Below are 22,004 nucleotides of genomic sequence, written 5' to 3'. Positions count from 1 at the left end.
AGCTGGAGAAGAGAGGCTGCGGCGCTGCGCTGTCGCCTCAGCCTCGTTGCTTGCTGCTATGCGCCGCCGCTGCGGCCTTCTAACCCCTGAAAACCACGGTCCGCGTTCCATTGAGGAAGACGCGGCCTTCAAGATGCAGGCGAACCGCTTCGGCCAGCACACGGCGCTCTATGTCGCGCCCCTTGCGGATGAGTTCGTCCGGCGTGTCGGCGTGGCTGATCGCTTCCACGTCCTGGTGAATGATCGGGCCTTCGTCGAGATCGCGGGTAACGTAGTGCGCGGTCGCCCCAATCATCTTCACGCCGCGCTCATGCGCCTGGTGGTAGGGTTTCGCCCCCTTGAAGCCCGGCAAGAAGCTGTGATGGATGTTGATGCAGCGCCCCGATAGGAACGCGGCAAGATCGTCCGACAGTATCTGCATATAGCGGGCCAGAACGACGAGCTCGGTCCCCGTTTCCTCCACGAGCTGCTTGATCTGCGCTTCCTGAGCCGGCCGTGTTTCGGGCGTTACCGGCAGATAGTGGAAAGGAATCTCTTCCGGCAGATAGGTGACGAGCGCTTCTCTCGGATGGTTGGAGGCGATGCCCACCACCTCCATCGGCAATTCGCCGATCCGGTGACGGTAGAGCAGATCGCCGAGGCAGTGATCCCATTTGGAGACCATCAGCAGCACTTTGCTTCGGTGGTGCTGGTCTCGGACGGACCAGGTGAGCCGGAGTTCTTCGCCGACAGGAGCGAAGGCACCGCGGAACCGCTCGAGCGTGTCGTCCTCGGCTGCCCTGAAGGCCACGCGCATGAAGAAGCGGTCGTTGAGACCATCGTCGAACTGCTGGGCATCGACGATGTTGCCGCCCCGCCCGGCGATGAAACCGGCGACGCGGGCGACCAGCCCCGGCCGGTCCTTTGCCTCGACACGCAGGATATACGAATTGCTCACGTCAATTTTCCCTTTCCGATATGCGCGATGGGTGTGCCCGATCGAATCTATTGATCCACTCGACGGTCTTCTCTAAGCCGCCGAACGGGTAAAAGTGAAGGCGCACCGGCCCGTGTTCGGGGCCGAGTCCGCGGTCCAGTGCCTCGACAAGCTTGTCAGGGCCCGCCGGGCCGAAAAGCTTGCCCACCGAGATCCCGTATTTCGCAAGCACCGTCTTAGACGCGCCTACGCCGCAGCGGGCGGCAAAACGCAGGAGTGTGCTGACGCCGGCCGGCCCTGGTATTCCGATCCGCACGGGCACGTCGAGCCTCCGCGCCCGCAGCGCCTTGAGCCAAGCAAGGACGCGGTCTGCATCGAAGGCGAACTGGGTCACCACCAACGGTGCCATGCCGCGACGGACGATTTCGGCGCACTTGGCCTGAAGCACCGCAAAGCTCTGCTCCTTGGTCATCCTGGGATGACCTTCGGGGTGGCCGCCGACGCCAAGGCCGGCAATTCCGTACCGCTCGAACGCCCCGGTCTCAATCAGCGCCATGCTGTTCTCGAAGGGCCCCTGCGGGTTTGCCGGATCACCGGCGATCACGAAACAGCGCCGCACGCCCGCCTCAGCCACGGCTGCCGCAAGATAGTCCTCAAACTCCGCCGGCGAGCGGAACCGCCTCGCCGCAAAATGCGGCATTGGCTCGAATCCGAGCTCGCGTATGGCCTTCGCCGCGGCCACGCGCGCGGCAAGAGTCTCGTTTGGCAGGAAGGCGATGGAGACCGATGCGCCGGGCCTGATGGCGGGTGCTGCCGCGCGAAGCGAATCGATGTCCTTCGCCGTCATCTCGAGCGAATAGCCGCTGAGCATATTGGCCGCAGGAGGCGCCCAGCCGGGATGGATAAGCGGAGTCGTCACCTGTTTCCTCCTGGAGGAAAGAGATTGAGACGGGAGAACGTGCGCCCGCCCCGAACGCAACCGGGCAACCCGCCTCAGGCGGGCCTTGCAGCCGCGCGGCGATGAAGACCGCGGCTATCGTGCGGCCGAGCCGCTGGGTCTGGAAGCTTCTGGGCGGAAAGGGCTAACGCTCGGCGATCCTGACCTTCAGCCGGCCGAGACCGTCCGTCTCGATCTCCACCGTGTCGCCGAAGTTGAGCTGCTCGCCGAACTCCAGCCGGCAGCCGCCCGCCACCGTTCCGGAACCGATGATCTCGCCCGGATAGAGCGTTTCGTCCTGGGACATATAGGAGATCACCTGGGGGAAGCTGTAGTGCATGTCGGCCATCCGCCCTTCGTTGATGAGCTCGCCATTCACCCAGGAGCGCATCCGCGCGGTTTTCGGGTCGAACTCGTCGGCCGTGAGAATCCACGGGCCGAACACGTTCCCGTCGTCGAAATCCTTGCTCTTGGTGGGGCCACACATGGCCATCTCATCGGGCTGCACGTCGCGCGCGGAAAGATCGTTGAAGTTCATGTAGCCGAAGATGTGGTTTTCGGCTTCCTCCACCGGAATGTTCTTGCCGCCCTTCCACAGCACGCAGGCAAGCTCATGCTCGTAGTCGACATAGTTGGAATAGTGCGGCCACGTAACCTCCACGTCGGGACCAGCCACCGAGAAACGGTTGCACTTGTACCAGGAGGGCCGGCGCAGGAAGGTCTCGATTCTCTCCTACTGCGCTTTCGTCCGCTCGGTGACGCCGTTGCGCCTGTTGCGGCCGTCTATGGCGTTCACGAGGTGGCCAAGGAAGTTCATGCTGTCGCGGATCTGCGGCGGCAGAGGGATCGGGGCAAGCAGCCGCACATCCTTGCCGATAGAAAGCTCCTCGCCTTCGCTTGCCGCGAGCGAGCGCGCGAGATCAAGCACGGCGGGCCCGCCTTCGATCAGGGCGAGCATCGATGCAAGCTCGCTCAGCGAGCCTCCGAAGAGCGCACGGTGGCGCTCCTGCAGGTCGATCACCTTGTCGGCAGGAGAGAGCGCGCCGAGGCGGGCCTCCGAGCTGCCGATCTCCTGGAACGTTACGAGCCTCATAATCTTCCTCGCTCTTTGAATTCAGACGGCCGCCGCCTTCATGAGGGCGGCGTTCTTCTGCTGCTGGGCCGCTTTGGCGTAAGGATTGGGTGCCACTGTCGCGCGGATGGTGGTCTGGCGATGGCGCTCGACCATCGGCTTCCGCGATCCTCCATTGGGCTCGCCCCAGGTCAGGATGACTTGGGTGCCGGGGGCGGCGGCCTCGGGCGCCACGATGGCGATGGAGAGGAACTTCGCCTCGTTCACCGTGTAGCCCACGAATTTGGAGAAGCCGACGATGTCGCCGCGTTCGTTGCGCACCTCGTCATGCTGATGGAAACTGTAGGAAGACTTCGGCAGCTCCATGTATTTGAAGGGCAGGTCCGGCCCCATCAGCGAAGCGTAGACCCGGGCAACGTCCTCCTCGTTCCAGACAAGCGTTACCTTCTTGCGGTGGTCCGTCCGCTTGGCCATCTCCTGAAGCGCTTCGCGGCCGATGAAATCGTGGTCGAACTTGAGCAGTTTGTCGGCACCCAAATCCCAGGGCGTCACGTAGTACTGCTCGATGCTAGGCAGGACGAGGCTGCCGCCGAGCTGCGTCCTTCCTTCCCAGGAATCCGCTGGCAGCCACTTGCGGTAATCGGCAAGCTCAGGGTCTGTATAGACCGCCGGCACGGGATAACCGAACCAGCCGGATTCACCCAAAGCGCTATACTGCGCCTTGGTGCCGGACCGCCTGATGCCGTATTTTGCGCCGACCTCGAGCAGGCGCATACGGACCCGGTCGAGCTCGGCAAAAGGCCCGGAGAGTTCAACCCCCAAATGCCCCGCCATGCCGTGCCGCAGCACATAGACGTCGCTGCCGGCGATCTTTACCTTCGCCATGCGGAAGAAGGGGATGTCCGGCATCTCGCCCTCGATGGCTTCGGCGAAGACATCCCGGGCAAAGGGGCCTTCGAGCTGCAGGTGGTACATGCGGCGGCCCCGCGGATTTTCCGCAAAGGGAGGGTCGCGCTCCAAGGTCACGTCATAACCGCCAGCCCTGGCGTTGTATTCGACCCAGTTCTGCACATAAGTTCCGCTGATCAGCTCGTAGGTGCCGTCGTCCAGAAGCTGCAGCACGCATTCGCCGATGACATAGCCTCGGTGGTTGCAGCAGAAATACTGCTTTGCGCGCAGGGGGGTGAAGTTCTCGAAGCTGTTGATGCCAAGGTCGCTTAGGAGCTTCTGCGCATCCGGGCCGCGCAGGAAGGTTTCCGGCATGTGGTAGGATTGATCGAACAGCAGCACCGATTCCCGCCAGGCGCGCTGTTCGTCCCGCCAGTTGGTGAATTCCGGCGGAAGCGGTGCCGCGCCCGGTGTCGCCATGGCGTGCGGCGAATGGGTATCGTTATAGAAGTAGCTGACGAGATCGGGCGTGGCGTCCAATAGGTCCTGCAGGGACTTAGGCTTCTTTTCACTCATCATTGGCGTCCCTCATTTCCGGTTCGGGCCGCCGGCCCGTTCTGTTCGCCAGGCAGGCTGTGTCGCGCGGCTTCCATGAAACTGGCGGGTTCGCGTCCGAGGATCATGCGCAGCACGTTGGGGTTCCCCACAAGCCCGTGCCGGTCGTAATAGTCGAACATCAGCCGGCGTTCGCGCGCCTGCTCCGGCGTCAACCCGCGCTTTTCCGCAAAGCGGGCGACATAGGCTTCCGCGTCGGCCTTGCGGGCCGTGACGGGCCGGCCGAGAATGGTGCCCAGCATCTCCGCCATCGCCATGGAATCGAGCCGCTCGGCGCCCGCCAGTTCGTAGGTCGCGAAGTCATGACCCCTAGTGGTGTGGATGATGGCGGCCGCTTCCGCGAGGTCCTGCTCATGGATCAGCGTGAATTGCCGGGCAGTGTCGAAGGGCGGAGCAAGCACGCCTTCAGCGGCGTCCAGATAGCCCAGCATCGTCTGCACATACATGGCGGGCTGGATCACGGTCCAGCTGAGCGGCGAGTGGCGCAGGAGCCGCTCGCACCCCGCTTTGCGGATATGATGGGGCATCTCCGGCGTATTCGGGTGCAGGACCGAATGATAGACCAGCCGCGAAACGCCAGCGCGCTCCGCCGCCGCGATGATGTTGCCCATGTAATCCGGGTCGCGCTTGTCGAGCGAAGGCGGAATGTAGTGGATCGCGTTCGCGCTCCGGAACGCTTCTATCAAGGAACCGATGTCCATGAGATCGCCGAGGCGCCATTCGACGGTGCCGGGAAAAAGGTCCGGTTTCTGCGGCTTGCGTGAGAGAACGCGGACATGCGCGCCGCGCCTTTCCAGCGCGGCAACGAGGGGGCGGCCGGTGCGGCCCGTGGTGCCGATGACGGCAATGGTCGTCTCAGCCATGCTCGCTCTTATACCTCCCTGGAATGATGCTAAAATTTGCACACGTGACCTAAAATCGCTATTAGTGCGAGCACGCTATTCCTGCACTGGCGAACAATGGACGGGACCTCGGATTTCATTGTCGAGCACGCGCCGATCGGCCTGGTGGCCACGCGCTACCGGCTCATCGAGAAGTGCTCGCCTCGTTTTGCCCAGATGTTCGGCTACACGCCTGAGGAACTGGAAGGGAAGTCTCTGGCTCTGCTCTATCCCTCGACCCAGGAATTCATCGATATCGGCAATCGCGGCTGGGTGCAGATGAAGGAGACCCAGCACTACAGCGACAACCGCATCATGAAGCGCCGCGACGGCACCCAGTTCTGGTGCCAGGTGCACGGCACGGCGACGACGAAGGAAGATCCCTTCGCCCATTGCGTCTGGTCTTTTGTCGACCTGTCCCATCAGCGCCCGGTGGTCAATCTCACGCGCCGCGAGCGTCAGATCGCGATGCTGATCGTCGAGGGGCTCACCAACAAGCAGATCGGCCAGCGGCTTGGAATTTCGCACCGCACGATCGAGGCCCATCGCTCCCGCATGATGGCGAAAGTGGGAGCCAAGACCTCGGCCGAGCTGTTCTTCATGGTGGCGGGCCTGCCCGCATAGCGGCCCGCCGGGGCTTCTAAATCACCACGGGGTTTCCCCGTCCGGCCCGACGAACTTTCCGGAAACCGCGCCGTCCTCAAGCAGCGCGTATTGGACCGGTAGCCTCGCCCCCTCGGCGGGCGTCATGAAACCCCTGTGGTCGGTAAGATCGGTCTTTACGAAGCCGGGGCTCACGGAGTTGACGGCGATGGACGTGCCCCGCAGCTCCGCATTGAGTTGAGCGGTGAGCATGTTGAGCGCGGCTTTGGACGCGTTGTAGCCGAGCAGACGCTGCGAATAGTACGGCGAGGCCGGGTCGCTGTTGCTCCACAGCGATCCGAGCGTGCTCGAGAGGTTGACGATCCGCGCCGCCTTGGATTTCTTGAGCAGCGGCAGCATGGCCTGCGTCACCGCGACTGCGCCGATGAAGTTCGTCTCCATGATGCGCTGGATGGCGGCGATGGAAGCTTTTCCCGCAGGGCCGTCGTCGGCATCGACAATGCCGGCATTGTTGACCAGAATGTCCAGCCGGCCATGTTTTTCTTCGATGTGCCTTGTAGCTTCGGTGATGCTCTCCTCATCGGTCGTCGATGCGGACGCTTTCGAATGCCCCGCCGGTCCGCCTCAACTCGGCCAGCGCCGCCTCCGCTCGCCCGGGATCGCGGGTGCCGAGCATGACCGTGACTCCGGTCTCTCCAAGCTGCCTGGCGATCTCGAATCCAATGCCTTTGTTCGCCCCGGTGACGAGTGCAATGCGTGTCGTGTCGGCCATGACTGCCCCTTCTGCTGGTCTGAAGTCGGGGCGAATATATGAAGGATGTTTCGGTTGCGGGATTCGCATCCAGCTTTCGCCATCATGGCTGGCCTAAAGAGTTGTACTGACTGATCTTTCTGGTTTACAGGAAACTGATCGCAGGGCAGGGATTCAGCTTTTCCCGATGCCTGCCAGCGCTGCTTCCTGCCCGGGCGATGGGTTCTTCTTCGCCGCCTCACTCTCATGCGAAGGCAGTTTGACCGTCTCCATATAGGCGCGGCACATGGTGATGAGCTGTCTCTTTACCGCTTCGCCCTGCAGTTCAGGCAGGTTACGCTCGAATGCGCTGCGGACCGTCCCGAAGATCGATGCAAGCAGCGTCAGGTTCACGGTCTGCAGGTCGGCGAAGGTGGCGTCCGGCGCGCTGGCGAACATCTCGGCGGTGGCCCTGTCGACGCGACGGGCGAAGGCGTCGATCAGCGCCCCGTTGTCCAGCTCGACAACGGACCGGTAGAGCGCGCGGGTCACCTCGGGCCGCTCCGTCTTCGCGCTCCAGTAGGTGGCCACGAGCGCCTCGACCATCTGGCCGATCGGCGCTCCTTGCATCGCCCGGCAGGTGCCTTCGACCCTTTCTGCGAGCGCATCCAGATAGCGCTCGTTCAGGGCGTAGAAGAGCGCCTGCTTGTGGGGAAAATACTGATACATGGTGCCGACGGAAACGCCCGCCCGTTCCGCTACACGGGTCGTCGTCAGTCGGTTGGGCCCGACGGCAATTAGCACCTGGATGGTTGCCTCGAAGATCGCATCCAGCGTGGCTGTGGCGCGGGCCTGACGCGGTCTTCTGCGGGGAGTGAGATGCCGGGGCGGTGCGGTTTCCATCGGCATGTCCATTACTCGATGGAATAGGGCAATGCCGCGCGGAAGTTGGGATCGACCTTCAGCCTTGCCTTCAGCGGAGGCACCGCTCTTTGATGACAGTTGATGCGTTCGCAAATCCGACAGGAGATGCCGATCGGGTCAAACGCTGCGCGGTTGGTCAGGTCGAGGCCGTCGGCATAGACGAAATATTCAGCGTATGAGATTTCGCAGCCGAGAGCGATGGCATAGCGGCGGTGCGGCGCCCGGTATCCTCCGCCGCTCTTGATGACTTCGGTCGCAACCGAAAGATAGCGAACGCCGTCCGGCGTTTCAGCCAGTTGCCGAACCATCCTGCCGGGTGCTTCGAAGGCCTGATGGACGTTCCAGAGAGGGCACGCCGAACCGAACCGGGCGAACTGCAGCTTCGCGGCGCTGTGCCGCTTGGTGATGTTTCCGGCGCGGTCCACGGTGGCGAAGAACACCGGAATGCCTTTCATTCCCGGCCGCTGAAGGGTCGACAGGCGGTGAGCTACCTGTTCCAGGCTCGCGCCGAAGCGCGCCGCGAGCAGTTCGAGGTCGTGGCGCAGCTCCTTGGCGGTCGTCGTGAAGGTCTGGTACGGCAGGATCAGGGCACCCGCGAAATAATTCTGCAGTCCGATCCGGCAGATGTCGGCCGCCTCGGCCGAGCGGAAGTCGGCCTTTTCTGTGATGCCGTTCATCAGATCCTGCTGCTCCAGCGCCGCGATCTGGAACGCCATTTGGAAGGTTCTTGTGGGGGCCGGCGAGTAGGGATTAAGGAACAGCGCCCGTGAAGCCGCATCATAGCGCCGCAGGAACTGCTCTTCCGGCGCCGCGCGCATCACGCGCACGCCGTGGACGGCTTCAAGATATTCGGTGAGAGCGCCTCCGGCATCGCGTTCCGGGATGCCGAGCTTTCTGGCCAGATGCTCCGCCGCGACATCGAGATCGTGCACGTAGTTGTCGACGAAGTGAAAGAAGTCGCGGACCTCGTCATAAGCTGTAGGCTCGGAGAACGTGTTCGCACGTCCGAGCTGGTCGTCGAAACTGGCAAGCTGCTCGCTGTTGCGCCGGTACGCCTGGTGGCAGCGGATCAGCGCATGGGCGAGGCCCGGAGCGTTCTGCACTACGAGCTTCAATTCCTGGAGGCCCGGCGCGTGACCCTCGAACAGCGGATCGGTCATCACCTCCGCAAGCGCCGAAAGCAGCCGGTCGCTGTCTCCTCCCGAGATCGACCCGATATCGATCTGAAACTTCTCCGCGAGCGACAGAAGCACGGCGGCCGAGACCGGGCGCTGGTTGTTTTCGATCTGATTGAGATAGCTCGTGGAAATGCCGAGCCGTTCGGCAAAGGCCGCCTGTGTCGCCTTGCCTCGTAGTTCGCGAACCTTGCGGCCGATATAGAGTTTCCCGCGCGCCATTCGCAATTTCGCAATTCGCTGTTTGCATATTCGTACAATATGCTTTTGCGCATTTTCAACGGTTTTGCCGCCTATGCCGTTGTTCTATAGTCCCGAAGTCCGTTTTGCCGGGAGGGTATGGTGACGTTTTTGGAAACCGTAGGGCGCGCTTCGAGGGTGCAGCGGGATGCGGCGGCGCGTACAGGCTCGCCTTCAGCCCTCCTTGCTGCGCTTGCGGCGGCGGCATCGAAGGCGGGTTTTTGATGCGTCAGGTGCTCGATCAGCTCGAGGCGAGGCGCAATGAGGCCCGTCTCGGCGGCGGCAGGAAGCGCATCGAGGCCCAGCACGCCAAAGGGAAGCTGACGGCGCGCGAGCGCATCGAAGTGCTCCTCGACGAAGGCTCGTTCGAGGAGTTCGACATGTTCGTCACCCACCGGGCGACGGACTTCGGCATGGCGGAAAAGAAGATTGCCGGCGATGGCGTGGTGACGGGCTGGGGCACAATCAATGGCCGCCTCGTTTACGTCTTCAGCCAGGATTTCACGGTTCTGGGCGGCTCCCTGTCGGAGACGCACGCGCAGAAGATCTGCAAGATCATGGACATGGCCGTGAGAAACGGGGCGCCGGTGATCGGGCTCAACGATTCGGGCGGCGCGCGCATCCAGGAGGGCGTCGCCTCGCTGGCGGGCTATGCCGAGGTCTTCAAGCGCAATGTGGATGCGTCCGGCGTGGTCCCGCAAATCTCCGTCATCATGGGCCCCTGTGCGGGCGGCGCCGTCTATTCCCCCGCCATGACGGATTTCATCTTCATGGTTCGCGATTCTTCCTACATGTTCGTGACCGGCCCCGACGTAGTTAAGACCGTCACCAACGAGATCGTCACCGCCGAGGAGTTGGGAGGCGCGCAGACGCACACGCAGAAATCGTCCGTGGCCGACGGCGCCTTCGACAATGATGTCGAGGCGCTGGAGGGAGTGCGGCGGCTCTTCGACTTCCTGCCGCTCAACAACCGGGAGAAGCCGCCGGTGCGGCCCTTCTATGACGACCCGGCGCGGCTCGAGATGGCACTTGATACGCTCATCCCCGACAGCCCCAACAAGCCCTACGACATGAAGGAACTGATACTCGCCGTGGCGGACGAGGGCGATTTCTTCGAGATCCAGGAGGCTTTCGCCCGCAACATCATCACCGGCTTCATCCGCATCGAGGGGCAGACAGTGGGCGTGGTTGCCAACCAGCCCATGGTGCTTGCCGGTTGCCTCGATATCGATTCCTCGCGCAAGGGCGCGCGTTTCGTCCGCTTCTGTGACGCCTTCAACATCCCTATTCTCACCCTCGTAGACGTGCCCGGCTTCCTGCCCGGCACGGCGCAGGAGCATGGCGGCGTCATCAAGCACGGCGCCAAGCTGCTCTTCGCCTACGCCCAGGCGACCGTACCGATGGTGACGCTGATCACGCGCAAGGCCTATGGCGGGGCCTATGACGTGATGGCTTCCAAGCACATCGGCGCCGACATCAACTATGCCTGGCCGTCCGCGGAGATCGCGGTGATGGGAGCGAAAGGCGCGGCGGAAATCCTCTACCGGTCGGAATTGGAGGACGCAGAAAAGATTGCCAGCCGCACCAGGGAATATGAGGAGCGTTTTGCCAATCCGTTCGTTGCTGCCGAGAGGGGCTTTATCGATGAGGTGATCATGACCCATTCTTCCCGCCGGCGCATCGCGCGCGCCTTTGCCATGCTGAGGAACAAGCGCGCCGAGTCGCCCTGGAAGAAACACGACACGATGCCGTTATAGAGGTCATAATGAGCGACAGCGACGAGAAATTCCCTCCCGAGAAGAACTTCCCCGCCGGCTACGTGCCACCGAAAGTCTGGACATGGGAGGTGCCGTCGGGCGGCGAATTCGCCTCGATCAACAGGCCGGTTGCCGGGCCGACGCATGAGAAGGAACTGCCGGTGGGCAAGCATCCGCTGCAGCTCTACTCGCTGGCTACGCCCAATGGGGTCAAGGTCACGATCATGCTGGAAGAGCTGCTTGCGGCGGGCCACGCGGACGCGGAGTATGACGCCTGGCTGATCCGCATCGGCGAAGGGGAGCAGTTCGGCTCCGGCTTCGTGAAGGTGAACCCGAATTCCAAGATCCCGGCCATGCTAGACCGCGCGCCGAAGGGCGGCGGCGAACCCATTCGCATTTTCGAGTCCGGCTCGATCCTGCTCTATCTTGCCGAGAAATTCGGTGCTTTCCTGCCGGCTGATATCCGGCGGCGTACCGAGGCGCTTAACTGGCTGTTCTGGCAGATGGGTTCGGCGCCGTATCTCGGCGGCGGCTTCGGCCATTTCTACACCTACGCACCCATGAAGATCGAATACGCCATCAACCGCTACGCCATGGAGGTGAAGCGGCAGATGGATGTGCTCGACCGGCATCTGGCGCAGAACGAGTTCATGGCCGGAAGCGAATACACGATCGCCGACATGGCGATCTGGCCCTGGTACGGGCGGCTGTCGCTCAACGAGTCCTATCCGAACGCGGGCGAATTCCTGAGCACGCATGAATACACCCATGTCGTGCGCTGGGCGAAGCAGATCGGCGCGCGCCCGGCGGTGAAGCGCGGGGCCATGGTCAACAAAACCTCCGGCGATCCGGCCACGCAGCTGCGCGAGCGTCACGATGCGTCCGATTTCGAGATGAAGACGCAGGACAAGCTTTCACAGCAGTGATGTTCAAGAAGATCCTCATCGCCAATCGCGGGGAAATTGCCTGCCGCGTCATCCGGACGGCGAAGAAGCTCGGTATTGCCACTGTGGCCGTCTATTCCGACGCGGATCGCGAGGCGCTGCATGTGAGGATGGCGGACGAGGCGGTCCATATCGGGCCGCCTCCTTCCAGCCAGTCCTATATCGACATGTCCCGGATAATGGAGGCGGTGAGGCGGAGCGGCGCGGATGCCGTGCATCCGGGCTACGGCTTCCTCTCGGAAAACGCGGCCTTCGCGGAAGCGCTGGAACGGGAGGGTGTCACCTTTATCGGCCCGCCGCCCGCTGCCATCGAGGCGATGGGAGACAAGATCACCTCGAAGAAGATCGCCGCCGGGGCAGGGGTCTCCACCGTCCCAGGCCATATGGGCCTGATCGGGACGGCCGATGAGGCTGTGAGGATCGCGCGTTCCATCGGCTATCCGGTGATGATCAAGGCGTCGGCCGGCGGCGGCGGCAAGGGCATGCGCATCGCCTTCAGCGACGGTGAGGTGCGCGAGGGTTTTCAGGCTTCGAAAAACGAGGCGAAATCCTCCTTCGGTGACGACCGCATTTTTATCGAGAAATTCGTCACCGAGCCTCGCCACATCGAGATTCAGGTGCTGGGCGACAGGCACGGCAACGTGATCCATCTCGGCGAGCGGGAATGCTCGATCCAACGCCGCAACCAGAAGATCATCGAGGAGGCGCCGTCGCCCTTCCTCGATGAGGAAACGCGGCAGGCCATGAGCGCTCAGGCCGTCGCGCTCGCCAGGGCCGTCGGCTATTTTTCCGCGGGCACGGTGGAGTTCATCGTCGATAAGGACCGCAATTTCTACTTCCTGGAAATGAACACGCGCCTGCAGGTGGAGCATCCGGTGACGGAGCTCGTCACCGGCCTCGACCTCGTGGAGGAGATGATTCGCATCGCCGCCGGCGAGAAGCTGCGCATTTCACAGGAAGACGTGAAGCTCGACGGCTGGGCCATCGAGAGCCGGCTCTATGCGGAAGATCCTTACCGCAATTTCCTGCCCTCGACCGGCAGGCTGACGCGCTACCGCCCGCCGCAGGAGGGCGCGCAGCCGGATGGCACGATCGTGCGCAACGACACGGGCGTTTGCGAGGGCGGCGAGATTTCCATGTACTACGATCCAATGATCGCCAAGCTCTGCACCTGGGCGCCAGACCGGCAGGCGGCCGTGAACGCTATGGCGCGGGCGCTCGACGATTTCGAGGTGGAGGGCATCGGCCACAATCTGCCTTTCCTGTCGGCCGTGATGCGGCAGGAGCGCTTCAGGAGCGGCCGCCTGACGACTGCCTACATTGCGGAGGAGTTTCCGGACGGCTTCTCGGGCGTGGAGCCGGACGAGGCGGAAGCGAAGGCTCTCGCAGCCGTCGCCGCGCTGATGAACCTGCGCGCGCAAAAGCGGGCCGTGCTCATTTCCGGGGCGATGGACAATCATAGGCGCACGGTGGGCAAGGATTGGATCGTGACGCTCGGTCGCAAGGAACTGGCGCTTACCATCGACAGCGAGACGGAAAAGGCCACCATCCGCTTCGGCAAGGATGTCGTGACGGTTTCGGGCGACTGGCTGCCGGGGCGCACTCATGCGGTCTTCACGCTCAATGGCGAAAGCATGGGGGTGAAGACCAGTGCGGCGGGCTCCGGCTGGCGGCTGCGCTGGCGCGGCATCGACGTGGTGGCGCGGGTGCGCACGCCGCGCGTGGCGGAGCTCGCCCGGCTGATGCCGGAGAAGCGACCGCCGGACATGTCCAAGATGCTGCTCTGCCCCATGCCGGGCGTGATCACCTCCGTCATGGTTGCGGAGGGTGACGCGGTGGAAGCGGGGCAGGCGCTCGCCATCGTGGAGGCCATGAAAATGGAAAACACGTTGCGCGCCGAACGCCGGGGCGTGGTGAAGCGCATCGCCGCCTGCGCCGGGGCGAGCCTCGCCGTGGACGAGCTGATCATGGAGTTTGAGTGATGGTGGGGTATGCTTTCACCCTTCCCCTTGTAGGGAGGGTTGGACCGAAGGTCCGGGGTGAGGGTGTGAAAACCCGTGCCGCCTCAATCCCCACCCCGTCGCTTCGCTGTCATCCTCTCCGCAAGTGCAGGGCGATTGCGTATGGCTGCAGCCGCCCGTTCATCCCCTCTCCGTCTCGGCTTCGCCTCGACGCCTCTCCCCCACTAAATGGGGCAGAGGAAGGGCTGGGCTCGAGCGCCGTGTTTCCTCCCCCCTGCAGTGTGTGGGAGAGATGCCTGCCCCTAGCTTATCGAGGGGGAGGCGGCGCGGGGAGATTCGCCACATACGACTGCTCTACTCACGAGGGGGAGGATAAGGCGCCCTTCTGCAGGAGCCTCTCATGACCCAGTCCAAGCTCGACCAGTGGCGCGCGCTCGCCGAGAAGGAGATCAAGGCGGACCTCGAAACGCTCACCTGGCACACGCCGGAAGGCATCAAGGTCAAGCCGCTTTACACCGAGGAGGACGTCGCGGGCGTCCCGCATCTCGGCAGCCTGCCGGGCTTCGAGCCCTTCGTGCGCGGACCGCGCGCTACCATGTATGCCGGCCGGCCCTGGACAATCCGCCAATATGCCGGCTTCTCGACGGCCGAAGAATCGAACGCCTTCTACCGCAAGGCGCTGGCCGCCGGGCAGCAGGGCGTGTCCGTCGCCTTCGACCTTGCCACCCATCGCGGCTATGACAGCGATCATCCGCGGGTGGAGGGGGATGTCGGCAAGGCGGGCGTTGCCATCGACTCCGTGGAGGACATGAAGATCCTCTTCGACGGCATTCCGCTGGAGAAAGTCTCCGTGTCGATGACTATGAACGGGGCCGTGATCCCGATTCTCGCCAATTTCATCGTCGCGGGCGAGGAACAGGGTGTGCCGCGCGGGAAGCTCTCCGGGACCATCCAGAACGACATCCTGAAGGAGTTCATGGTTCGCAACACCTACATCTACCCGCCTGAGCCCTCGATGCGGATCGTTGCCGACATCATCGAATATACGGCGCGGGAGATGCCGAAGTTCAACTCCATCTCGATCTCCGGCTATCACATGCAGGAGGCGGGGGCGACGCTGGTTCAGGAGCTCGCCTTCACGCTCGCCGATGGGCGCGAATATGTGCGCGCGGCCCTGAGGAAGGGGCTGGACGTGGACGCCTTCGCCGGCCGTCTTTCCTTCTTCTTCGCCATCGGCATGAACTTCTTCATGGAGGCGGCGAAGCTGCGCGCCGCGCGGCTCCTGTGGTCGCGCGTCATGAAGGAATTCAACCCGAAGGACCCGCGCTCCATGATGCTGCGCACGCACTGCCAGACCTCGGGCGTGTCGCTGCAGGAGCAGGACCCCTACAACAACATCGTACGCACGGCCTATGAGGCGCTCGCCGCCGTGCTGGGCGGAACGCAGTCGCTCCATACCAACTCCTTCGACGAGGCGATCGCGCTGCCGACGGAATTTTCCGCGCGTATCGCCCGCAACACGCAGCTCATCCTGCAGCATGAGACCGGAGTGACGAAGGTCGTCGATCCGCTCGCCGGCTCCTACTATGTGGAGCGCCTCACCCATGAGCTGGCCGAGAAGGCCTGGGCGCTGATGGAAGAGATCGAGGCCATGGGCGGGATGACGAAGGCCGTGGCCGAAGGTCTGCCCAAGCGCATGATCGAGGAAGCGACGATCAGGAAACAGGCGGCGGTGGATCGCGGCGAGACGGTGATCGTCGGTGTCAACAAATACAGGCTCGAGAACGAGGACGAGATCGACATCCTCAGCATCGACAACACCGCGGTGCGCAACGCGCAGATCGCCCGCATCGAGACGGTGAAGCGGCAGCGCGATCCCAAGCGCTTGGAGGCCGCGCTGGAGGCGCTGGAGAAGGTCGCGCGCTCCGGCGAGGGCAACATACTGGAAGCGGCGGTCGAGGCGTCCCGCGCCCGAGCCACGGTGGGCGAGATCTCCGATGCCCTGCGCCGCGCCTTCCGCGAATACGATGCGGTTCCGGAAGTGGTGGAAGCGGTCTACGGCGCTGCCTACAAGGATGAGCCGGAATACGAAACGATCGTCTCACGGCTGAAGGAGTTCTCATCCCGGATCGGCGAGAAGCCGAAGGTGATGGTGGCGAAGCTCGGTCAGGATGGGCACGACCGGGGCGCCAAGGTGATCGCCTCCGCCTTTGGCGACATCGGCTTCGAGGTGCTCGCCGGGCCGCTCTTCCAGACGCCGGAGGAGGCCGCCGAAATGGCGGTCCGCGCGAAGGTGCATGTGTTGGGCGTCTCCTCGCTCGCCGCCGGCCACAAGACATTGGTGCCGAGCCTGATCGAGGCGCTGAAGACCAAGGGAGCGGAAAACATTATCGTCGTTTGCGGCGGCGTGATCCCGAGGCAGGACCGCCAGTTTCTGCTCGACCACGGCGTGGCTGCCGTCTTCGGCCCCGGCAGCAACGTGCTCGATACCGCACACACTATCCTCGATTTGCTTGAAGGCAAACGGCGGAATTTTTAGCGAGATGCCTTCACTCGACCGGGCGGAAGCGGGGAGAGGAGTTGCGCATGGGTATGCATAGGGGGCGCTCATGTACGGGATCTTCGATTACCCGGCATTGGATTCCGAAGACGGAGGCGATCAGATCCTCCCGCATGAGATCCCGCGGCAGGCCCGCTTCAACGATCCGGCCCTCCTTCATGAAGACCAGAAGATCGGCGTAGCGGGCTGCGAGGTTGAGGTCGTGCAGGACGAGCACGACGGTGCGCCCGCGCTCGCGGTTCAGACGGCTGACAAGGTCCAGGCAGTCGATCTGGTGAGCCATGTCGAGATGGTTCACCGGCTCATCGAGGCAGATGACGTCGGTTTCCTGTGCCAGCACCATGGCGATCCAGACACGCTGAAGCTGCCCGCCCGAAAGTGAGCCGAGCCGCCTGTCGCGCAGATGGCCGATGCCGGTGCCGAACATCGCGTCCTCAATGGCGGTCGCGTCCTCAGCGCTCCAAGGCTGCATCATGGCCTGGTGGGGAAAGCGGCCGAGGCGCACCAGCTCCTCGACCCGCATGTCCTCCGGCGCAGATGGCGACTGGCCGAGGAGGCCGATCTCCCGCGCAATTTCCTTCTCGCGCAGCCTGCCGGTTTCCAAACCGTCGAGCAGCACGCGGCCAGACTTGGCGGGGTGCAGCCGGCGGATCGCCCGCAGGAGGGTCGACTTGCCGCATCCGTTGGGGCCTGCCAGGACGGTGATCTTGCCCTTCGGAATAGCGAGCGAAACGGCATCCACCGCGGTTCGGGCTCCATAGGAAACCGAAAGCGTCTCGACGCTTACGCCGCTTTCCGACGCGACCCTCTTATCCATGAATTTGGTCTTTCCGCAAAAGCAAGTAGAGGAAGTAAGGCGCGCCGATCACTGCCGTGACCGTGCCGGCAGGCACTTCCGTGGGTGCAAAGAGCACCCGGACGACCAGATCCGCGCCCATCAGCATGGCTGCGCCGCAAAGCAGGCTGGCAATGATACCCGCCGACACCGAACGGCCCACCAGCAGACGGGCCATGTGCGGCGCGAGCAGCCCGACAAAGCTGACGCCGCCGGCGAAGGCGACCGCGATCGCCGTCAGCGTGGCGGCCAGAGCGAAAACCAGCGGCCGAAAGGCTGGAAGATTGAGGCCGACCGAACGGGCGGATATCTCGTCGAGGTCGGCCGGAGGCAACTGCCGCGCGAGTAAAAGCGCGGCAAGCAGCGCTGGCGCCAAGAGCAGTGCGGTGAGCTGCACCTCGTTCCAGTTGGTCTCATTGACCGCGCCAGCAATCCAACGTGCGGCCTGCGTGGTGCGGTAGATCGGGCCGATCAGCATCAGCACCATCGTGGCAGCTTTGGCTGCGGCAGCCACTGCAATGCCGAAGAGGAGCAGGCGCACAGCAGAGGATGCCTGGCTGCCGCTGAGCGCGAAGACCAGTACGACGGCCGTAACGGCTCCCGCCGCCGCAGCCACCGGCTGCCAGGCGATGCTGGTTACGAGCGCGTTGCTTTCATCCGACAGGCAGGCCAGGAAGATGACGACTCCCAGGGCCGCGCCGTCGACGACCCCCAGCACGCTGGGCGAAGCGAGATCGTTGCGCGTCACCTTCTGAAGCATGTAGCCCGAGATCGCGATGGCACCGCCCGCGAGGGCCGACAATAGCACGCGTGGCAAACGCAGCTGAAGGACGATCAGTTGATCGGTGCGCTCTCCGCTCCCGACCAGCACGGCGAAAATCCTGTCGAGAGGAATCCAGGTCGAACCGAATGCCGTGCTGCCGAGCAGCAGAGCCGCCGCCGCGCCGAGCAGCGCAAGCAGCACGATCACCGCCCTTGCACGGTCCCGGGCGAAGCTTTCCCTGGACATGCCGAGCGCGGCGCTGCTCATGCGGCACGCCTCCGCAACAGCACCAGCAGAAGCGCCGCACCCACCACCGCCGTGATCGCACCGACCGGTGCTTCGGTCGGAAAGATCACGAAGCGGGCAAGGATGTCCGCGCCGGTCGCGTAGATCGCGCCGATCAACGCTGCGACGAGAATCTGCCGGCTGTGGCGCGAGCCTGAGAGCACGCGAGCGGCATGCGGCACCACGAGGCCGACGAAGCCGACGGGCCCTGCCATTGCGACGGAGGCGCCGGTAAGCAGCGAAACGGCAATGAAGCTTGCGATGCGGACAAGGCGGATCGGCGCACCCAGGCTTTGCGCGGTCGTGTCGTCCGTCTGCAGCGCGTCGAGCGGCCGCGCGAGCATTGCCGCGAGGACTCCACCGATCGCCAGGAGCGGCAGGCTCCTCGCCACCAGGTTCAGCGGACGATCGACGAAGGCGCCTGCGAGCCAGAACAGCAGTTGTTGCAGCTCTGCCTCGTTCACCGTCAGCACGACCTCGACAAGGGCGTTCATGAGCCCGGCGAAGGTGACGCCGACGAGCACGATCCTGAGCGGCGAAAGCCCGCCCGCCGTCGCCGCCACCGCAAATACGAGCACGCTTGTCAGAAATGCGCCGACCGCTGCTGCGAGGGAAAGACCGGCAAGCGAGCTGATCCCGAGACCGGCGCTTGCCGCCACGACCGCGAGCGAGGCGCCGGCATTGAGCCCCAGCGTGTCGGGTGAGGCGATGCGGTTGCGCGAAAGCGTCTGGACGAGGACGCCTGAGACACCGAGGGCCGCTCCCACCAGCGGGGCGACGACGGCGCGCGGCAAGCGATATTCCCGGATGACCGTTCCCGCCTCGCCGCCCGTGCCGGCCAGAGCATCCCAGAGCTCGGCAGGTGAATAGATCCTGTAGCCGAGCAGTAGGCTGCCAAGCAGCATGAGGCAGAGCGTCAGGCCGAGCGCCGCGTACAGGAGCGGCAGCCTTCCTTGTCCGGCAGGCAGGGCTACAAGCACCAGTGATTCCTAAAAGACGACCTTGACAGTCCTGTTTCTTCTGGTGTTGGTTGCTGTCTCAATTTTGACTGGTGTTGTCAAGTTAGGTGCCAGATGTTCCCACGCCGCATTCTTTCCGCGTTTGCCGCCCTGCCGCTTCTTCTTGCCTCCGCGATGGCTCTTTCAGCCGCTGAGATCACCCACGCCATGGGCACCACCGAAGTGCCGGAAAACCCGCAGCGTGTCGTGGTGCTGACGAACGAAGGCACAGAGGCTCTTCTGGCGGTCGGCATCAAGCCGGTCGGGGCTGTCCGGTCCTGGCTCGGCGACCCGTGGTACGACCACATCGCGGAACAGATGGAAGGCGTCGAAGTGGTGGGCGAGGAGTCCGCGGTCAATCTCGAGCTGATTGCCGCGCTCCAGCCCGACCTCATCATCGGCAACAAGACACGCCAGGAGAAGATCTACGAACAGCTTTCGACGATCGCGCCCACGGTCTTTTCCGAACGGCTGCGCGGCGACTGGAAGATCAATTTCGCGGTCTATACCGAGGCCGTGGGAAAGAGGGTCGAGGGCGAGAACGTGCTCGCCCGTTTCGATGCCAAGCTTGCCGCGCTCTCGAAGGCGCTTGGTGATCGCAAGGCGGAGAAAATCTCGCTCGTCCGCTTCATGGCAGGCCGCACCCGCATCTACTACAAGGATACGTTCGCGGGGATCATCCTGTCCCAGATCGGCTTTGCGCGCCCCGCAAGCCAGGACAAGGACACCTTTGCCGACGAGGTCACCAAGGAGCGCATCCCGGAAATGGATGGTGACCGGCTCTTCTACTTCGTCTACGAGACCGGCGACGGCGATGCTGAGGCGCGCGCCGCCGAGTGGACCGATGAGCCGCTGTGGAAGAACCTCGAGGCCGTCAAGACCGGCAAGGTCTATCCCGTGGACGATGCGATTTGGAACACCGCTGGCGGTGTCATCGCGGCCAATCTTATGCTCGACGACATCGCCAGGGTCTACGATCTGCAGCTGCCGTAAGGGTGAGCTGAATGGCCGGCCCTCTGTACTGGCCAACGATGCCGTTCAGTTCTTGCTCAGGTTGATTCCAACGCCACGATAATCATCGGCCCGTGCCTTCTCTCGGACGGTCCGGAACCGTAGCTCGGCTATCCCTTCGCTTCCTCCGTATCGTCTGGAATAAAGGCGATCAGATATGCTGGCGTTGCAGATAGTCGTAAACGGATTGCAGATGTTTGCGCATGGCATCTTCGGCGGCGCGGGGATTGCGCTCCACGATCGCGGTCACGATGTCATCATGCTCTCTGGCAACCTCGCTGCGGCGGGAATGGGAAAACGTGCTTTGCCGCGCAACGCGCCAGTCGGCCCTCCTCAGCGTTGCGGTCGCCAGATCGTACATTGCCAGCAAGAGAACATTATTGGTACCTCGGGCAACGGCGCGGTGGAAGGCGAAATCCGAATTTTCGAAGCGACGCGATGTATCCGCTTGGGCCGCGATTGCCGCCTTTTCACGGATGTCCCGGATTTGCTCGCGAGAGGCTCGCAGGGCACAGAGCCGCGCCAAAATCGGCTCAAACTCGATCCGCACTTCCATCATATCAGCCGGACTCGTATCCGAAGTCTGCTGGAGGAAGTTTTCTCCCATGGGAGGATAAACGGCCGAAAGAAAAGTTCCCTGTCCCTGCCGGCGCCAAATGACGCCTTCGGCTTCGAGTTTGCTTAGCGCCCGGCGCAGGGCATATCGCCCGACGTCAAGGCGCGTGCACAATTCGCGCTCGGGAAAAAGCCTCCCTCCTTTTGCGAGCTCCCCGGACTCCAGGGCATCCAGGATGCGAGCATGCAGCGCGTCCCTATTCTCCGCGGCTTTCGACCTCAAATTGAATCCCCACCCATGACAAACTGTAGCGGCGTTTCCGTTTCGGACGATCTGAAGTGCTGCGATGAATAAAGATCAAACCAATACCTAAGTGGTTTGGATAATCCAGTGCAATCCGCCTATTGACGGAGACGAAGTTGCTCGCTTTTATGCTTAAGCAAATTGGTTTGCAACCAATCATGAGATTGGTTTCAAGTCAACTGGCACCGGCAACGGCGTCCAGCAGGGCTGTGGCCGGATCATTCAAAGGGAGCTCTTCATGTCCAAGAAACGCATCGCCCTTGCAGTCGCGCTGCTGGGCGTTCTCGCCAGCGGCAACAGTTACGCTCAAACCGAATTGCGCATCGGCATGCGTGACGACCCAGGGTCGCTCGATCCTGCGACCAACGCGACTTTCGTGGGCCGGGTCTCGCTCCAATCCATTTGCGACAAACTTGTCGATATCGACCCAATGGGCAACTTGGTTCCGATGCTTGCGACCGGATGGGAATGGTCAGACGACGGGACGGAAGTGACTTTGTCGCTTCGTGACGGCGTCGTGTTCCATGACGGAACCTCATTCGACGCTGAAGCGGTAAAGTATAATATCGAACGCTACAGGACGCTCCCCGGTTCCCGCCGCGCTTCCGAGTTGGCCGTGATCGATACGGTTGAGGTGATCGATGACCTAACGGTCAAGTTCATCCTTTCCGCGCCATCCGTGTCCTTGCTCACTCAGCTGACCGACCGCGCAGGCATGATGGTATCGCCGACCGCTGCCGAAGCCGTGACCCCGGAGGAATTTGCGAAAGCGCCGGTCTGCGCCGGACCCTACAAGCTTGCTGAATATCTCCCTCAAGAGCGTCTGGTCATTGAAAAGTTTCCTGACCATTGGCGCGCCGATGAGTACACGTTCGACAGAGTAACCTACCTGCCGATAACCGACACCAATGTGCGCCTGCTCAACCTGCGCGCCGGTGATCTTGACTTGGCCGAAAACATCGCACCCAATGACTGAACCGCGCCGGGATTGCCGGAGGCTCCCCCTCTTGAGATTAAGGAGCCATCATGACGAAACGGAACGGCAATACC

The 22,004-nt window shown here is 63.1% G+C and carries 19 protein-coding genes and 1 pseudogene; 7 read left to right on the top strand and 13 right to left on the bottom strand.

Features of this window, described 5'->3' with window-relative positions; all coding sequences use genetic code 11:
* Nucleotides 1-79: 79 nt before the first annotated feature.
* The 6 genes from purU to NYR54_RS14470 all read right to left on the bottom strand — a co-directional run bounded on the left by purU (nucleotide 80) and on the right by NYR54_RS14470 (nucleotide 5,291).
* Nucleotides 80-937 carry a formyltetrahydrofolate deformylase gene (purU, locus tag NYR54_RS14495; protein ID WP_261516416.1) on the bottom strand — a complete coding sequence of 286 codons (858 nt, stop codon included), beginning with the start codon at nucleotides 935-937 and terminating at the stop codon, nucleotides 80-82.
* A gap of 1 nt (nucleotide 938) precedes the next feature.
* Nucleotides 939-1,835 carry a methylenetetrahydrofolate reductase gene (locus tag NYR54_RS14490; protein WP_261516415.1) on the bottom strand — a complete coding sequence of 299 codons (897 nt, stop codon included), beginning with the start codon at nucleotides 1,833-1,835 and terminating at the stop codon, nucleotides 939-941.
* Between the two features lie 163 nt (nucleotides 1,836-1,998).
* Nucleotides 1,999-2,568 carry a fumarylacetoacetate hydrolase family protein gene (locus tag NYR54_RS14485; protein ID WP_261516493.1) on the bottom strand — a complete coding sequence of 190 codons (570 nt, stop codon included), beginning with the start codon at nucleotides 2,566-2,568 and terminating at the stop codon, nucleotides 1,999-2,001.
* A gap of 18 nt (nucleotides 2,569-2,586) precedes the next feature.
* Nucleotides 2,587-2,946, bottom strand: a complete 360-nt coding sequence (locus NYR54_RS14480) for a hypothetical protein (protein ID WP_261516414.1) — start codon at nucleotides 2,944-2,946, stop codon at nucleotides 2,587-2,589.
* Between the two features lie 21 nt (nucleotides 2,947-2,967).
* Nucleotides 2,968-4,389 carry an aminomethyl transferase family protein gene (locus NYR54_RS14475; RefSeq protein WP_261516413.1) on the bottom strand — a complete coding sequence of 474 codons (1,422 nt, stop codon included), beginning with the start codon at nucleotides 4,387-4,389 and terminating at the stop codon, nucleotides 2,968-2,970.
* Nucleotides 4,389-5,291, bottom strand: a complete 903-nt coding sequence (locus tag NYR54_RS14470) for an SDR family oxidoreductase (RefSeq protein WP_261516412.1) — start codon at nucleotides 5,289-5,291, stop codon at nucleotides 4,389-4,391. Before NYR54_RS14470 ends, NYR54_RS14475 begins: the two co-directional genes overlap by 1 nt.
* Nucleotides 5,292-5,387: 96 nt before the next feature.
* On the opposite strand from NYR54_RS14470, the gene NYR54_RS14465 reads away from it, so the two are divergent.
* On the top strand, nucleotides 5,388-5,933 hold the full coding sequence (locus NYR54_RS14465) for a PAS and helix-turn-helix domain-containing protein (protein WP_261516411.1): 546 nt from the start codon (nucleotides 5,388-5,390) through the stop codon (nucleotides 5,931-5,933).
* Between the two features lie 21 nt (nucleotides 5,934-5,954).
* Here NYR54_RS14465 and NYR54_RS14460 read toward each other — a convergent pair.
* The 3 genes and pseudogenes from NYR54_RS14460 to NYR54_RS14450 form a co-directional block, all read right to left on the bottom strand.
* A pseudogene (locus NYR54_RS14460) lies at nucleotides 5,955-6,684 on the bottom strand (SDR family oxidoreductase).
* Nucleotides 6,685-6,837: 153 nt separating this feature from the next.
* Nucleotides 6,838-7,545: a TetR/AcrR family transcriptional regulator gene (locus NYR54_RS14455; protein ID WP_261516410.1), complete on the bottom strand. Its 708-nt coding sequence runs from the start codon at nucleotides 7,543-7,545 to the stop codon at nucleotides 6,838-6,840.
* Between the two features lie 11 nt (nucleotides 7,546-7,556).
* Entirely contained in the window at nucleotides 7,557-8,963 is a 1,407-nt protein-coding gene (locus NYR54_RS14450; protein WP_261516409.1) for a helix-turn-helix domain-containing protein, read from the bottom strand.
* A gap of 242 nt (nucleotides 8,964-9,205) precedes the next feature.
* Here NYR54_RS14450 and NYR54_RS14445 point away from each other — a divergent pair, with 242 nt between their 5' ends.
* From NYR54_RS14445 to scpA, 4 genes are all read left to right on the top strand, one after another.
* On the top strand, nucleotides 9,206-10,738 hold the full coding sequence (locus tag NYR54_RS14445; protein ID WP_261516408.1) for an acyl-CoA carboxylase subunit beta: 1,533 nt from the start codon (nucleotides 9,206-9,208) through the stop codon (nucleotides 10,736-10,738).
* Nucleotides 10,739-10,746: 8 nt separating this feature from the next.
* Nucleotides 10,747-11,664, top strand: coding sequence for a glutathione-dependent disulfide-bond oxidoreductase (gene yghU / locus NYR54_RS14440; RefSeq protein ID WP_261516407.1), 918 nt, complete (start codon nucleotides 10,747-10,749; stop codon nucleotides 11,662-11,664).
* Nucleotides 11,664-13,664 (top strand): acetyl-CoA carboxylase biotin carboxylase subunit, encoded by a 2,001-nt coding sequence (locus tag NYR54_RS14435; RefSeq protein WP_261516406.1) that lies wholly within the window; start codon nucleotides 11,664-11,666, stop codon nucleotides 13,662-13,664. Before yghU ends, NYR54_RS14435 begins: the two co-directional genes overlap by 1 nt.
* A gap of 379 nt (nucleotides 13,665-14,043) precedes the next feature.
* Nucleotides 14,044-16,182: a methylmalonyl-CoA mutase gene (gene scpA / locus NYR54_RS14430; protein ID WP_261516405.1), complete on the top strand. Its 2,139-nt coding sequence runs from the start codon at nucleotides 14,044-14,046 to the stop codon at nucleotides 16,180-16,182.
* A gap of 10 nt (nucleotides 16,183-16,192) precedes the next feature.
* On the opposite strand, the gene NYR54_RS14425 is transcribed toward scpA, so the two are convergent.
* The 3 genes from NYR54_RS14425 to NYR54_RS14415 are packed head-to-tail and all read right to left on the bottom strand — an operon-like array spanning nucleotide 16,193 to nucleotide 19,066.
* Nucleotides 16,193-17,020, bottom strand: a complete 828-nt coding sequence (locus NYR54_RS14425; RefSeq protein ID WP_261516404.1) for an ABC transporter ATP-binding protein — start codon at nucleotides 17,018-17,020, stop codon at nucleotides 16,193-16,195.
* Entirely contained in the window at nucleotides 17,013-18,068 is a 1,056-nt protein-coding gene (locus tag NYR54_RS14420; RefSeq protein WP_261516403.1) for a FecCD family ABC transporter permease, read from the bottom strand. The genes NYR54_RS14425 and NYR54_RS14420 overlap by 8 nt, the downstream gene beginning before the upstream one ends.
* Nucleotides 18,065-19,066: a FecCD family ABC transporter permease gene (locus NYR54_RS14415; protein WP_261516402.1), complete on the bottom strand. Its 1,002-nt coding sequence runs from the start codon at nucleotides 19,064-19,066 to the stop codon at nucleotides 18,065-18,067. Before NYR54_RS14415 ends, NYR54_RS14420 begins: the two co-directional genes overlap by 4 nt.
* A gap of 93 nt (nucleotides 19,067-19,159) precedes the next feature.
* On the opposite strand from NYR54_RS14415, the gene NYR54_RS14410 reads away from it, so the two are divergent.
* Entirely contained in the window at nucleotides 19,160-20,077 is a 918-nt protein-coding gene (locus NYR54_RS14410) for an ABC transporter substrate-binding protein (protein ID WP_261516401.1), read from the top strand.
* 169 nt (nucleotides 20,078-20,246) lie between these two features.
* On the opposite strand, the gene NYR54_RS14405 is transcribed toward NYR54_RS14410, so the two are convergent.
* A complete protein-coding gene (locus NYR54_RS14405) occupies nucleotides 20,247-20,933 on the bottom strand; it encodes a FadR/GntR family transcriptional regulator (protein ID WP_261516400.1) in 687 nt (228 codons plus the stop codon).
* A 259-nt stretch (nucleotides 20,934-21,192) separates the two neighbouring features.
* On the opposite strand from NYR54_RS14405, the gene NYR54_RS14400 reads away from it, so the two are divergent.
* Complete coding sequence (locus NYR54_RS14400; RefSeq protein WP_261516399.1) at nucleotides 21,193-21,930, top strand: ABC transporter substrate-binding protein; 738 nt, start codon at nucleotides 21,193-21,195, stop codon at nucleotides 21,928-21,930.
* Nucleotides 21,931-22,004: the final 74 nt, after the last annotated feature.

The organism is Chelativorans petroleitrophicus, from assembly GCF_025398195.1.
GTDB classification, from domain to species: domain Bacteria; phylum Pseudomonadota; class Alphaproteobacteria; order Rhizobiales; family Rhizobiaceae; genus Chelativorans; species Chelativorans petroleitrophicus.
This window is presented reverse-complemented; position numbering and strand designations above follow the sequence as displayed.

Excerpts from the sequence above, each read along its gene's own strand:
- NYR54_RS14435 (WP_261516406.1), top strand. The coding sequence starts at position 11,664 with ATGTTCAAGAAGATCCTCATCGCCAATCGCGGGGAAATTGCCTGCCGC.
- NYR54_RS14410 (WP_261516401.1), top strand. The coding sequence starts at position 19,160 with ATGTTCCCACGCCGCATTCTTTCCGCGTTTGCCGCCCTGCCGCTTCTT.
- NYR54_RS14420 (WP_261516403.1), bottom strand. The coding sequence starts at position 18,068 with ATGAGCAGCGCCGCGCTCGGCATGTCCAGGGAAAGCTTCGCCCGGGAC.
- NYR54_RS14465 (WP_261516411.1), top strand. The coding sequence starts at position 5,388 with ATGGACGGGACCTCGGATTTCATTGTCGAGCACGCGCCGATCGGCCTG.
- yghU (WP_261516407.1), top strand. The coding sequence starts at position 10,747 with ATGAGCGACAGCGACGAGAAATTCCCTCCCGAGAAGAACTTCCCCGCC.
- NYR54_RS14445 (WP_261516408.1), top strand. The coding sequence starts at position 9,206 with ATGCGTCAGGTGCTCGATCAGCTCGAGGCGAGGCGCAATGAGGCCCGT.
- NYR54_RS14480 (WP_261516414.1), bottom strand. The coding sequence starts at position 2,946 with ATGAGGCTCGTAACGTTCCAGGAGATCGGCAGCTCGGAGGCCCGCCTC.
- NYR54_RS14470 (WP_261516412.1), bottom strand. The coding sequence starts at position 5,291 with ATGGCTGAGACGACCATTGCCGTCATCGGCACCACGGGCCGCACCGGC.
- scpA (WP_261516405.1), top strand. The coding sequence starts at position 14,044 with ATGACCCAGTCCAAGCTCGACCAGTGGCGCGCGCTCGCCGAGAAGGAG.
- NYR54_RS14425 (WP_261516404.1), bottom strand. The coding sequence starts at position 17,020 with ATGGATAAGAGGGTCGCGTCGGAAAGCGGCGTAAGCGTCGAGACGCTT.
- NYR54_RS14455 (WP_261516410.1), bottom strand. The coding sequence starts at position 7,545 with ATGGAAACCGCACCGCCCCGGCATCTCACTCCCCGCAGAAGACCGCGT.
- NYR54_RS14475 (WP_261516413.1), bottom strand. The coding sequence starts at position 4,389 with ATGAGTGAAAAGAAGCCTAAGTCCCTGCAGGACCTATTGGACGCCACG.
- NYR54_RS14450 (WP_261516409.1), bottom strand. The coding sequence starts at position 8,963 with ATGGCGCGCGGGAAACTCTATATCGGCCGCAAGGTTCGCGAACTACGA.
- NYR54_RS14400 (WP_261516399.1), top strand. The coding sequence starts at position 21,193 with ATGTCCAAGAAACGCATCGCCCTTGCAGTCGCGCTGCTGGGCGTTCTC.